At 72.4% G+C, this 12292-nt stretch carries 13 protein-coding genes; 4 read left to right on the top strand and 9 right to left on the bottom strand.

What is annotated here, in order from left to right; translation table 11 throughout:
• Entirely contained in the window at positions 1–1239 is a 1239-nt protein-coding gene (locus IE153_RS13860; protein WP_189590319.1) for a PP2C family protein-serine/threonine phosphatase, read from the top strand.
• Here the strand turns inward: IE153_RS13860 and IE153_RS13855 are convergent, their stop codons facing one another.
• Positions 1240–1695, bottom strand: coding sequence for an RpiB/LacA/LacB family sugar-phosphate isomerase (locus IE153_RS13855; RefSeq protein WP_189590015.1), 456 nt, complete (start codon positions 1693–1695; stop codon positions 1240–1242). It lies immediately after the preceding gene.
• 352 nt (positions 1696–2047) lie between these two features.
• Between IE153_RS13855 and IE153_RS13850 the strand changes: the two genes are divergently transcribed.
• Both IE153_RS13850 and IE153_RS13845 read left to right on the top strand, forming a co-directional pair.
• The gene (locus IE153_RS13850) at positions 2048–2767 is read left to right on the top strand and encodes a lysophospholipid acyltransferase family protein (protein ID WP_189590014.1); all 720 of its coding nucleotides are present in this window, start codon (positions 2048–2050) and stop codon (positions 2765–2767) included.
• A 58-nt stretch (positions 2768–2825) separates the two neighbouring features.
• Positions 2826–3857 carry an NAD-dependent epimerase/dehydratase family protein gene (locus IE153_RS13845; protein WP_189590013.1) on the top strand — a complete coding sequence of 344 codons (1032 nt, stop codon included), beginning with the start codon at positions 2826–2828 and terminating at the stop codon, positions 3855–3857.
• A gap of 56 nt (positions 3858–3913) precedes the next feature.
• On the opposite strand, the gene IE153_RS13840 is transcribed toward IE153_RS13845, so the two are convergent.
• The 8 genes from IE153_RS13840 to IE153_RS13805 form a co-directional block, all read right to left on the bottom strand.
• Positions 3914–5515 (bottom strand): alpha/beta hydrolase, encoded by a 1602-nt coding sequence (locus IE153_RS13840; protein WP_189590012.1) that lies wholly within the window; start codon positions 5513–5515, stop codon positions 3914–3916.
• 130 nt (positions 5516–5645) lie between these two features.
• Positions 5646–6419 carry an urease accessory protein UreD gene (locus tag IE153_RS13835; RefSeq protein ID WP_189590011.1) on the bottom strand — a complete coding sequence of 258 codons (774 nt, stop codon included), beginning with the start codon at positions 6417–6419 and terminating at the stop codon, positions 5646–5648.
• Positions 6416–7093 carry an urease accessory protein UreG gene (ureG, locus tag IE153_RS13830; RefSeq protein ID WP_189590010.1) on the bottom strand — a complete coding sequence of 226 codons (678 nt, stop codon included), beginning with the start codon at positions 7091–7093 and terminating at the stop codon, positions 6416–6418. The genes IE153_RS13835 and ureG overlap by 4 nt, the downstream gene beginning before the upstream one ends.
• Before the next feature lie 132 nt (positions 7094–7225).
• Entirely contained in the window at positions 7226–7900 is a 675-nt protein-coding gene (locus tag IE153_RS13825) for an urease accessory protein UreF (RefSeq protein ID WP_189590009.1), read from the bottom strand.
• A gap of 10 nt (positions 7901–7910) precedes the next feature.
• Positions 7911–9632, bottom strand: coding sequence for an urease subunit alpha (locus tag IE153_RS13820; RefSeq protein ID WP_189590008.1), 1722 nt, complete (start codon positions 9630–9632; stop codon positions 7911–7913).
• A complete protein-coding gene (locus tag IE153_RS13815) occupies positions 9625–9936 on the bottom strand; it encodes an urease subunit beta (RefSeq protein ID WP_097215330.1) in 312 nt (103 codons plus the stop codon). Before IE153_RS13815 ends, IE153_RS13820 begins: the two co-directional genes overlap by 8 nt.
• Positions 9937–9948: 12 nt before the next feature.
• Positions 9949–10251, bottom strand: coding sequence for an urease subunit gamma (locus IE153_RS13810; RefSeq protein ID WP_010988499.1), 303 nt, complete (start codon positions 10249–10251; stop codon positions 9949–9951).
• Between the two features lie 113 nt (positions 10252–10364).
• The gene (locus tag IE153_RS13805) at positions 10365–11006 is read right to left on the bottom strand and encodes a TetR/AcrR family transcriptional regulator (protein WP_189590007.1); all 642 of its coding nucleotides are present in this window, start codon (positions 11004–11006) and stop codon (positions 10365–10367) included.
• 139 nt (positions 11007–11145) lie between these two features.
• Here IE153_RS13805 and IE153_RS13800 point away from each other — a divergent pair, with 139 nt between their 5' ends.
• Positions 11146–12138: an ABC transporter permease gene (locus IE153_RS13800; protein WP_189590006.1), complete on the top strand. Its 993-nt coding sequence runs from the start codon at positions 11146–11148 to the stop codon at positions 12136–12138.
• Positions 12139–12292 lie beyond the last annotated feature (154 nt).

The following is a 12292-nucleotide window of genomic DNA, read 5'->3' as shown; positions in this document are numbered from 1 at the left end:
ATGGCGGAGACGGCGATCGACTACGGTGCGGTGTTCAAAGCTCTGCCCGGCATGGTGGCGCTCCTGACACCCGAGCTCGTGTACGCGGACGTCAACGAGGAGTTCGTCCGCGTCTCCGGCCGCTCGCGCGAGCAGCTCATCGGCAAGTACCTGTTCGACGTCTTCCCGGACAACCCGAACGACGCCGCCGCGACGGGCATGCGCAATCTGGAGGCCTCGCTGTACCGCGTCCTGGCCACCGGGGAGCGCGACACCATGGCCCTGCAGCGCTACGACGTCGAGGACCCGGAGCGGCCCGGCGAGTGGTCGAAGCGCTACTGGAGCCCGGTGAACGCGCCGCTGCTCGGCTCGGACGGCAAGGTCGTGCTGATCCTGCACCGCGTGGAGGAGGTCACGGAGCTGATCCGAGCCCGGGGCGGCTCCCCGGGGAACCGGGGCGGCCGGGCCAGAGTGCTGGAGGCCGAGCTGTACACGCGCGCCCGAGAGCTGCAGGAACTCAACGAGCGGCTGCGCCAGGCGCACTCCCGGGAGCGGGAGGTGGCGCTGGCCTTGCAGGAGGCGATGCTCCCCGCGCCCCGGCAGGTCCGCAATCACCCGGCCGCCGTCCGGTACCGCCCCGCCGTGGGCGCGCTCAACGTGTGCGGGGACTGGTACGACCTGGTCGATCTGGTGGGCGGCGACCGGATCGGCGTGGCGGTCGGCGACGTGGTGGGGCACGGGCTGGCGGCGGCCGGGGTGATGGGCCAGCTGCGCAGTGCGCTCAGCGCGGCCTCCCGGGTGGCCGCGGGGCCGGCCCAGGCCCTGGACGTGCTGGGGCGCTACGCCCACGTGATCGACGGGGCCGAGTCGGCGACCGCCGTGACGACCTTCATCGACTGCGACCGCCACGTCATCACGTACAGCAGCGCCGGCCATCCCCCGCCCGTGCTCGTCCACGCCGACGGACGCACCGAGTTCCTCGACCAGGCCACGGACACGCCGCTGGACGCCCGTCCGGACCCGATCCCGCGGCCCCAGGCCGAGACCACGTTCACGCCGGGCGCCACACTCGTGCTGTACACCGACGGTCTGATCGAACGGCGTCGCGAGGACATCGACAAGGGTCTGGAACGGCTCGCCGACGCCCTGCGCGACCATCGGGACCAGGATCCCGAGACCCTCGCCGACACCGTTCTGCTGGAGTTGCTGCCACCCGGCGGCGCCACCGACGACACCGCGCTGATCATCGTGCGGCTGTGACTACATGCGGGTCTTTCCGTGGTCGAGCAGCCGGACGCGGTCGACGTTCTGCCGGTCCTCGGCGTCCGTGCTGGGCTCACCGGCGAACCAGGCGTCGAGGATCTCCGTCAGCAGCGGCTCCGACGTCAGCCGCAGACTGAGCGCGAGCACGTTGGCGTCGTTCCAGCGGCGCGCCCCGTCGGCCGTGTAGGCGTCCGTGCACAGGGCGGCCCGCACGCCGGGCACCTTGTTCGCGGCGATCGAGGCACCCGTGCCGGTCCAGCAGCACACCACCGCCTGGTCGGCCGTGCCGTCGGCGACCTCGCGGGCCGCGGCCTCGGAGCACACCGCCCACTGCGGGTCGCCGTCGGGGCGCAGCGCGCCGTGCGGGCGCACCTCGTGCCCCCGCTCGCGCAGGGCGGCCACGAGGGAGCGGGCGACCGGTTCGTCCATGTCGGAGGAGACAGAGATCCGCATGCCTGGCAGGTTACTCGTCGCGGCGGCCGGGGCCACCGCCCACAGCAGCCGCCCTCCGGCAAGAGCCACCGGCCCGCCACGCACCCCCGCTATCGCGCCACGCCCCCCGTTCGGCTTGCCCGTCACCCGGGTGGCGCAGCACGCTGGTCGCGTGGTCCTCCCCAGCCGCATGAGCACCACCGGACGCCGACGTCTGACTGACCATCAGTCAGTTGGCGAAGGATCTGTGCGGTCCGCCCGCACGAGGTGCCCGGTGGCCGCGCCTGCACCTACACTGGCACCCCACGACATGCCGGTTGACCTGCTGGAACGCGGCGGTTGAGTCCACCGCGAGAGTCGAGGAGCGCCCGCTTTGTTCTACTACCTGCTGAAATACGTACTGCTGGGTCCGCTGCTGAGACTGGTCTTCCGGCCTCGGATCGAGGGCCTGGAGCACGTTCCCTCGGAGGGCGCCGCCATCGTCGCCGGGAACCACCTGTCGTTCTCGGACCACTTCCTGATGCCCGCGATCCTCAAACGGCGCATCACCTTCCTCGCGAAGGCCGAGTACTTCACGGGCCCGGGCCTCAAGGGCCGCCTGACGGCCTTCTTCTTCCGCAGCGCGGGGCAGATCCCGGTCGACCGCTCCGGCAAGGACGCGGGCCAGGCCGCGATCCGCGAGGGCCTCGGCGTGCTGAGCAAGGACGAGTTGCTCGGCATCTACCCCGAGGGCACCCGCTCGCACGACGGCCGGCTCTACAAGGGCAAGGTCGGCGTGGCGGTCATGGCCCTCAAGGCCGGCGTCCCGGTGATCCCCTGCGCGATGATCGGCACCTTCGAGGCACAGCCGCCCGGCAAGGTCATCCCCAACGTCCACCCCGTCGTGATCCGCTTCGGCAAGCCCCTGGACTTCTCCCGCTACGAAGGCATGGAGAACGAGAAGGCCATCCTGCGCGCCATCACCGACGAGATCATGTACGCCATCCTCTCCCTGTCGGAGCAGGAGTACGTCGACCGGTACGCGGCCGTGGTGAAGGCCGAGGAGGCCGCCGCCACCAAGGAGCGCAGGTTCCGGCGCATGCCCCTCAGGTGAGCTCTGCTGTCGGCAGAGGCAGGTTCCCCGGCCGCCCCCGGCGATCTACGGTCGCTGCATGAGACGTGCTGTGGTGATCGGGGCGGGTGGACAGATCGGGAAACCGGCGGTGGAGGCGCTGGTGCGGGACGGCTGGGAGGTGACGGCCGCCTCGCGCGGCGGTGCCCGGCACGAGAACTGGCCCGGCGAGGTGCGGACACGGCGGCTGGACCGCGACGACGACGCGGCGCTCGGCGCGCTCATCGGTGACGGCTGCGACCTCGTGGTCGACATGGTCGCCTACGAGGCCCGGCACGCACGGCAGTTGACGGGCCTGGCCGACCGGATCGGCGCGGCCGTGGTGGTGTCGTCCGTGTCGGTGTACGAGGACGGCAAGGGCCGCGGCTTCGACACCATGGGCGAGCCGGACGGACTCCCGCAGTACCCCGTGCCGATCGCGGAGGACCAGGTCACGGTCCCGCCGGGGGACGCCACGTACAGCACCCGCAAGGTGGCCCTGGAGCGTGAACTCCGCCCGGTGGGCGACCGGTTGCCCACCACGGTACTGCGCCCGGGCGCGATCCACGGGCCGTACAGCCCGCTCCCCCGCGAGCTGTACTTCGTCAAACGCAACCTCGACGGCCGGCACAGGAGGGTGCTCGCCTTCCGGGGCGAGAGCCTCTTCCACACGTCGGCGGCACGCAACATCGCCGAACTGATCCGGCTGGCCGCGGCCCGGCCGGGCTCCCGGGTGCTCAACGCCTGCGATCCGCTGCCACCGGCCGTGTCGGAGATCGGGGCCGCCGTGGACGCGGTCATGGGGGTGGAGAGGGAGACCGTCCTGCTGGACGGGCCGCCGCAGGGTTCCGTGGGCAGCTCGCCCTGGTCGGTGGAGCTGCCGGTGGTGTGTGACATGTCGGCCGCGGAACGGGAGCTGGGGTACCGGCCGGTCGTGTCCTACCCGGAGAGCCTGCCGGAGACGGTCGAGTGGCTCGTCCGCCGGCTGTCCGGCCAGGACTGGCGGGAGGCGTTCCCCACCCTCGCCCGCGCCTACCCGGACCTCTTCGCCTACCCGGCGGAGGACGCCTGGTTCGCGTCCCGGCCGGTATGAGGAAGGGGCGGCCGGTGTCCCGGCCGCCCCTCACCACCGAACGGAGTCGGTGACGACTACGGCTTCGGCGTGGCGTGCGGCGCGCAGGTCACGTCGGCGCCGTCCAGCTTGCCGGTGAGCAGGTAGCTGTCCACGCGGGGGTTGATGCAGGGGTTGACCAGGCTGGTGACGCCGTGGGAGCCCGCGTCCTTCTCCGTGATCAGGCGGGAGCCCTTGAACCGCTTGTGCAGCTCCACGGCGCCCTCGTACGGGGTGGCCGCGTCCCGCTCGGACTGGACGATGAGCACACCGGGCAGGCCCTTGCCGGTCTTGACGTTCACCGGCGTCTGCTGCTTGGCCGGCCAGGTGGCGCACGGCAGGTTCATCCATGCGTTGGCCCAGGTCATGAAGGGGTGATCCTGGTGGAGCCGCGTGTTGTCGCGGTCCCACTTGCGCCAGCTGGTGGGCCACTTGGCGTCGGCGCACTCCACGGCGGTGTAGACGGCGTTGCCGTTCTCCGAGGACGCGTTGCCCGCCGTGTCGGACAGGTCGGGGGCGGCGGCGTCGACGAGCGCCTGGGTGTCGCCGGCGACGTACTTGCTGAAGACCGAGGCGGTCGACGCCCAGGCGGAGTCGTAGTACGGGGCGCTCTGGAAGAAGGAGATGAGCTCGGCCGGGCCGACGACCCCGCCGATGGGGTTCTTCTTCGCGGTGGCGCGCAGCTCCAGCCACTTCGCCTGGACGGCGGCGCGGGTGGTGCCGAGGTGGTAGGTCGCGTCGTTCTTCGCGACCCAGTCCTGCCAGTCCTTCCAGCGGCCCTCGAACGCGACGTCCTGGTCCAGGTTGGCCTGGTACCAGATCTTGTCGCGGGAGGGGTTGACGACGCTGTCGACGACCATGCGGCGCACGTGGCCCGGGAAGAGCGTTCCGTAGACGGCGCCGAGGTAGGTGCCGTAGGAGACGCCGAGGAAGTTGAGCTTCTTCTCGCCCAGGGCGGCGCGGATGACGTCGAGGTCGCGCGCGGTGTTCGGCGTGGTCATGTGCGGCAGCATCGCGCCGCTGCGCTCCTGGCAGCCCTCGGCGTACTCGCGGGCCAGCTTGCGCTGGGCGAGCTTGTCGGCCTCGGAGTCGGGCACCGGGTCGGCCTTGGGCGCCTTGACGAACTCCTGCGGGTCGACGCAGGAGATGGGCGCGGACTTGCCGACGCCGCGCGGGTCGAAGCCCACGAAGTCATAGGCCTTGGCCGCGTTGGCCCAGACGGCGTTCTTGCTGGTGACCCGGGTCGGGAAGCGCAGCCCGGAGCCGCCGGGGCCGCCGGGGTTGTAGAGGAGCGCGCCCTGTCGCTCGGCCTTGGTGCCCGTGTTGCCGATGCGGTCGACGGCGAGCTTGATCTGCTTGCCGTAGGGCTTGGCGTAGTCGAGCGGCACGGTGACGTATCCGCACTGGATCGGCTTGGCCAGGTTCCAGTCGGCGGGGCAGTCCTGCCAGTCGATTCCGGCCTTCGCGGCCCGGGCGGCGGCGATCGCGGCGCCGCGGGCCTCGCGGTCCTGGCCGTAACCGCTGCCCGCGCTCGCGTTCGCGGTGGGCGCCGCGACGGCGCCGGCTATCAGCGTGGCCGTGACGAGCGCGCCGGCCGAACCGAGCGCCGCCACCCGCTTCTTCGGTCTCGAACCCCTCAAGGGGGACCTCCCCGTACCTCGTTGCGATCAGTACGGAGGATCCTTCCTGTTGTGAGGTCCCTGACAACAGGGCCGGACACCCTTCTTTGCCAATCCGATAAACGGAGAGGCCGTGCTGCTCTACGGACGCCTATGCCCGCGGGAGCGACGCGAACGCCTCCTCGAGAAGCCGCCGCAGCCTGAGGGCGTCCGGCGCCACCGCGGTCACCAGCGCGGCGGGTCCGGCGAGCGGTACGACCGAGGCCCCCTCCCCCAGCACCGTCGCGGCCACCGGCTCGGCGGCGAACTCCGGGCGGACGACGACCAGTTGTCCGACGGCCCGATGCCCCGCCAGGACGGCGGGCCCGTCCCAGCCTCCCGGCGCGCCGGGCCCGCAGGCCAGTTCCTGGTCGAGCACGGCCTGGCCGGCGACCCGCACGGTCAGACGGCTCGTGAGGCGCCCCGGTTCCTCACCGACGCGTCCGAGCACCTGCTCCTCGCGCAGCACGAACCGGGCGGTGGGCGCGAGCTCGACGCGGGTGGTGACGTACAGGTCGCTGCCCTGGGCGGAGATCAACTGCTCCGGCAGCCAGTGCAGTTCGCCGTGATCGGCGACGTCGAGCCGGACGTCGTAGCGGGCCTCGCCCTTCGCCTGCCCGGGCAGCGCGATGGTGGCGGCGGCCGACCCGACGGACAGCCGCGCTCCCTCCTCCACCCGCCCCTCCACGGTGAAGTGGTCACCGCCGAGCGGCCCACTCATCGCGCCGACCAGCATGACCCGGGCCTCGGAGCCGGTGGCCCGGGTGCGCCGCAGTGCCAGGGGCCCGTCGCTCTCCAGCACGGGCAGCGAGGTCCCGCCGCGCCCGTCGTCCCGGGCGACGATCCGCGCGAGGGACCGCACCCCGGCCCCGGTACGCACGTTCACGCGGTCCACGCGGCGAGCTGCGCACGCACCCACGCGGCGACGTCCGCCACCCCGGCCTCGCTCCGCAACGACTGGAAGACGACCGGCAGTTCGGCGCGCTGCGCCTTGGCGTCGGCGGCCATCCGGGCGAGGTCGGAGCCGACGTACGGGGCGAGGTCGGTCTTGTTGACGACGAGCAGGTCGGCGGTGGTCACGCCCGGTCCGCCCTTGCGCGGGATGTCGTCGCCCCCGGCGACATCGATCACGAAGATCTGCGCGTCGACGAGCCCCTTGGAGAAGGTCGCGGTGAGGTTGTCCCCGCCGGACTCCACGAGCACCAGGTCCAGCGGCCCGACCGCGTCCTCCAGGTCCTCCACCGCTTCCAGGTTGGCGGAGATGTCGTCGCGGATCGCGGTGTGCGGGCAGGCGCCCGTCTCCACGGCGGTGATCCGCTCGGGCGGGAGCACGGCCTCACGGAGCAGGAACTCGGCGTCCTCGCGTGTGTAGATGTCGTTGGTGACGACGGCGAGCGCCAGTTCGTCCCGGAGCGCCCGGCAGAGCGCGGCGACGGTGGCGGTCTTCCCGGATCCGACGGGGCCGCCGAGTCCGATGCGGAGCGCTCTGCGGGTGCCGTCGGGGCGGTGGGCGTCCGCGCTGAGGGCGGTGGGGGTGTCGTGGGCGTGATCGAGGTGCATGTGCGACTCCTGGTGAGGCGGGCCCGGCTTTGCGGACGATGGGGTACGGGGTGGAGCGCGGGTGAGTGGGGGCTGGTCGCGCAGTTCCCCGCGCCCCTGAGAGGGTTGGTCTGCACGGCGTTCGGAAGGTGGCTACGACGCGAACAACCGCACCGGCCAGGCCGCATGCACCTCCGCGCCGATCTCCAGCAGCGGAGCCGACCCAGCCGGCAACGCGTCGACCCCCTCGCCGACCGCCTTCCGGGCCGCCTCCACCGCCCGGTCCGCGACCCGGTCCAGCTCCGGGGCCAGCCGGGCCAGCACCCGCGTCGCGTCGAAGGGGTCCAGACTCAGCAACCGCACGGTCGCCGACGTGGGCCCGCTCACGCTCTCGTACGCCGCGCAGTACGCCGCGTCCACCGGCCCCAGCCCCGCCGCCCGGGCCGCCAGCCCCAGCACCACCGGCTGATGCGCCCCCTTGGGGAACTCCCTGCCGAGCGCGTCCAGTTCGGCGGACGGCCAGGTCGCCCGGGCGGCCCGCAGCAGCTGCCGTCCCAGCTTCCGCGCGGCGACCCGCAGCGCGGGCGACGGCGTGCGCGCGTCCGCGGCACGGTCCAGCGCGACGGGGTCGATCCCGAGCGCCGCGGCCGCGGACAGTCCCGCCGCCGTCAGCCCCGCCGTGTGCAACCGCCCCCGGCAGAACTCCCCCAGGCTCGCCGCCCCACTGATCCGACCGGCCTTGACCGCCGCCTCGGCACCGCCGGAGTGCGCGTGCCCCCCGGCGGGAAACCGCCCGTCGGCCAGGACGAGAAGCGCTGCACGCGACATCAGACCACCCTCAGAACAGGAAGTACCGTTGGGCCATGGGGAGTTCGGCCGCTGGCGCCGCCTCGACCAGTTCCCCGTCGATGTGCACGGCGAAGCTGTCGGGGTCGACCCGCACCTCGGGCCGGGCGTCGTTCTCGCGCATGTCGGCCTTGGTGACACCACGGGTCGACTCGATCGCCGCGAACCGCTTGCCGAGCCCCAGCCGCTCCGGCAGTCCTGCTTCGACGGCCAGTGGGGCGACGAAGTTGAGGGAGTTGGAGGCAGGCGCCCGACCGATCGCCCCGTACATCGGCCGCGGCAGGATCGGCTGCGGGGTGGGGATCGAGGCGTTCGCGTCGCCCATCTGCGCGTAGGCGATCTGCCCGCCCTTGACGACGAGCTGCGGCTTGACGCCGAAGAACGCCGGTTCCCACAGCACCAGGTCGGCCAGCTTGCCGCTCTCCACCGATCCGATCTCCCGGGCCAGCCCCTGGGCGAGCGCGGGGTTGATCGTGTACTTGGCGACATAGCGACGTACCCGGCGGTTGTCGGCGCGTCCGTCCCCGGGCAGGGCGCCCCGCCGCCGCTTCATCACGTGCGCGGTCTGCCAGGTGCGCATGACGACCTCGCCGACGCGACCCATGGCCTGGGAGTCGGAGGAGATGATCGAGATCGCGCCCAGGTCGTGCAGCACGTCCTCCGCCCCGATCGTGGAGGGGCGGATCCGGGACTCGGCGAAGGCCAGGTCCTCCGGCACCGCCGGGTTGAGGTGGTGGCACACCATCAGCATGTCGAGGTGTTCCTCGGCGGTGTTGACGGTGAACGGCCTGGTCGGGTTGGTGGAGCTGGGCAACACGTACGACTCGGAGACCACGGTCATGATGTCCGGCGCGTGCCCGCCGCCCGCACCCTCGGTGTGGTACGCGTGGATGCCCCGCCCGGCGATGGCGGCCAGGGTGTCGCCCACGAATCCGGCCTCGTTGAGGGTGTCGGTGTGGATGGCGACCTGGATGCCGGTCTGCTCGGCGACGGTCAGCGAGGCGTCGATGACGGCCGGGGTCGAGCCCCAGTCCTCGTGCAGCTTCAGGCCGAGGGCGCCGCCGCGGATCTGGGACAGCATCGCCTCGTGCGAGACGGTGTTGCCCTTGCCGAGCAGGCCGATGTTGAGCGGGAAGGCCTCCATCGCCTCCAGCATCCGGGCGAGGTGCCAGGGGCCGGGGGTCACCGTGGTGGCCTTGGAGCCCTCCGCGGGGCCGGTGCCGCCGCCGACGAGGGTCGTGATGCCGGAGGAGAGGGCCTCGTCGGCGATCTGCGGGCAGATGAAGTGGACGTGCGCGTCGATCGCGCCCGCCGTGAGGATCCGCCCGTTGCCGGCGATGATCTCGGTCTCCGGGCCGATGACCAGGTCCGGGTGGACGCCGTCCATGGTGTCGGGGTTGCCGGCCTTGCCGATGCCGGTGATCCGGCCGTCGCGGATGCCGACGTCGGCCTTGACGATCCCCCAGTGGTCGATGATCACCGCACCGGTGATCACGGTGTCCGGCGTACCCTCCGCGCGGGTGGCCCGCGCCTGGCCCATGGACTCGCGGATGACCTTGCCGCCGCCGAAGACGGCCTCGTCACCGGCGAGACCGGGGCCGCCGGAGCGGTCCTCCTCGATCTCGACCAGCAGGTCGGTGTCGGCGAGGCGGATCCGGTCGCCCGTCGTCGGGCCGAACAGGTCGGCGTACGCGGCACGCGAGATCTCAGGCATCGAGGGCACCTCCGGTCTCCCCGCGCAGGCCGGGCACCACACGGGCGCCGGCCAGCGGCACGAGTTCGACGTCGACGGGGATCCCGGGCTCGAAGCGGACGGCCGTGCCGGCGGCGACGTTGAGCCGCCTGCCGCGCGCCGCGGCGCGGTCGAACTCCAGGCCGGGGTTGGCCTCGGCGAAGTGGTAGTGGGAGCCGACCTGGACGGGCCGGTCGGCGGCGTTGAGGACGGTGAGGCGGACGACCTCACGGCCCTCGTTGTAGGCAATCGGCCCGTCGGCGAAGAGGATCTCTCCGGGAATCACGGCGGCTCCCCGTCAGACGATCGGGTCGTGGACGGTGACGAGCTTGGTGCCGTCCGGGAAGGTGGCTTCGACCTGGACGTCGTGGATCATCTCCGGGATGCCCTCCATGACGTCGTCCCTGGTCAGGAGCTTGCGTCCGGAGGACATGAGTTCGGCGACGGTACGGCCGTCCCGGGCGCCCTCGAGGATGTGCGAGGTGATGAGCGCGACGGCCTCGGGGTGGTTGAGCTTCAGCCCGCGGGCCCGGCGCTTCTCGGCCACGTCGGCCGCCACGTGGATCAGCAGCCGTTCTTGCTCGTGCGGGGTCAGTTGCACGTCCCACCTCACAGTCGTCGCTCCGGGCCGTGCGGGGCCCGGTTGCCGCGGCCACGGGGCAAAGTGCCAGGTGGCGTGGATCGGCAGGCTAATTGGACCGCGTTTCGGGCACGTTAACCGAGCTGTGATCCACCGGGGTCCTCGCCCCGCATGCCCATCAGGGCCCGCAGACCGTCCCGGAGCACCTCGACCGGGGCGGGGCCGAAGAGGGACTGCTGGGCGATGAACCCGAGCACGGAGGCGATCATCGTGCGGGCCACATGGTCCGGCGCCACGTCCGCCCGCATCATGCCGGCCTCCTGATACCCCTCGACGACCTTCGCCCAGGCCGCGCGGACCGAGCCGTAGCCCTCCCGCAGGAGCGCCGCCAGCTCCTCGTTGCGCAGCGTCTCCGTCCACACCTGGATGACGAGCCGCGGAAAGGCGGGCCGGCCGTCGACGACCAGGGACTCACGGGCGGCGAGCGTCCTGCCGAGGACCGAGGCGACGAGTTCGTCCGGCGGCGGGGGCGGGCTCTGCCGCGCCGCCTCCTCGAAGGCCTCCCGGACGGAACCGAGCGTCTCGGCGACGATCGCGCCGATCAGCTCCTCCTTGCCGCTGAAGTAGCGGTACACCGCCCCCGCCGACAGGTCGACCTCCTTCAGCACGTCCTGCATGGACGTGGCGTGGAAGCCGTTGCGGGCGAAGCAGAGCGCGGCGCCGTCGAGGATCTGACGGCGGCGGGCGTCGAGATGTTCCTGAGACACGCGAGCCATGATCCCCAACGTAAAACGAATATTCATTCTTGACAAGACACCGCGACGGGAGCACGGTGAGGACACAGCAAAACGAACGATCCTTCTTTTTAGCTCGGATCCCGCTCGCTTCCGGTCCCGCTCGCTTCAGGAGACCCTCATGCCTTCCCGCAACCGTCATGTGATCGCGGTCGTCGTCCTCGTGCCCGTCCTGGCCGCCCTCGCCCTGCGGGCCTTCGCCTGGCCGGCCTCCCGCATCGCGCCGCGCGACCTGCCCCTGGGCGTGGCCGGACCGCCCGCCGCGGCGGCCCAGGTCGAGCGGCAACTGGAGCGACACGAGGGCGCCTTCGAGATCCACCGCTACGCCGACGAGGCCGCCGCCCGGGACGCCATCGAGGACCGGAGCGTGTACGGCGCGGTCGTGGTCACACCGCAGGGGCCCGAACTGCTCACCGCTTCCGCGGCCAGTCCGGTCGTCGCCCAGTTCCTCCAGCAGGCCATGGCCCAACAGGCCTCCGCCCAGGGCACAGAGGTCAAGACGGTCGACGTCGTGTCCACCCCGGCCAGTGATCCGCGCGGCGCGGTGCTGAATGCCGCCGCACTGCCGCTCGCCCTGGCCGGCATCGCGGCGGGCGCGGTCGTCACCCTGCTGGGGCTGCGCGGCTCCCGGGCCGTGATCGCGCTGCTCGGCGCGTCCGCCCTGGTGGGTGTGATCGCAGCCGGGATCGCGCACAGCTGGCTCGGAGCGCTCAGCGGCGACTGGTGGACGGAGGCGTCGGTGCTCGGCCTGTCCACACTGGCCGTCGGCGGTGCCGTCGCCGGACTCGCCGCCCTGGTCGGCCCCGCCGGCACGGGCATCGGGGCCGCCGTGGTGATGCTGATCGGCAACCCGTTCTCCGGCGCCACCTCGGCCCCGCAGATGCTGCCGGAGCCGGCCGGTGCGATCGGCCAGTGGCTCCCGCCGGGCGCGGGGACGACGCTGCTGCGCTCGGTGTCGTACTTCGACGGCGCGGCGGCGACCGGGCCGGCCCTGACCCTGGCCTGGTGGGCGACTCTCGGCCTGGGTGCCGTACTGCTCGGCAGCTCGCTCCGGGCCCGGAAGGCGGGCAGTGCGCCCGCGGCCGAACAGCAGGAGCTCTCGGCCGTCGGCTGACCCTCACCCGCGCGCCCCGGAGGCGACCGGGGAAAGCGACCGTGCGCCCCCGCCGTAGCGGACGGGGGCGCACGGTCTTTCCGTCTGTCCGCCTCCTAGGTCGTGTCCGCAAAGTCAGGGCAGCCAGAGCAGTAGGCAGGCGAGGGTGACCATG

This window comes from Streptomyces massasporeus (assembly GCF_014648995.1).
In the GTDB taxonomy this organism is placed as follows: Bacteria; Actinomycetota; Actinomycetes; order Streptomycetales; family Streptomycetaceae; genus Streptomyces; species Streptomyces massasporeus.
This window is presented reverse-complemented; position numbering and strand designations above follow the sequence as displayed.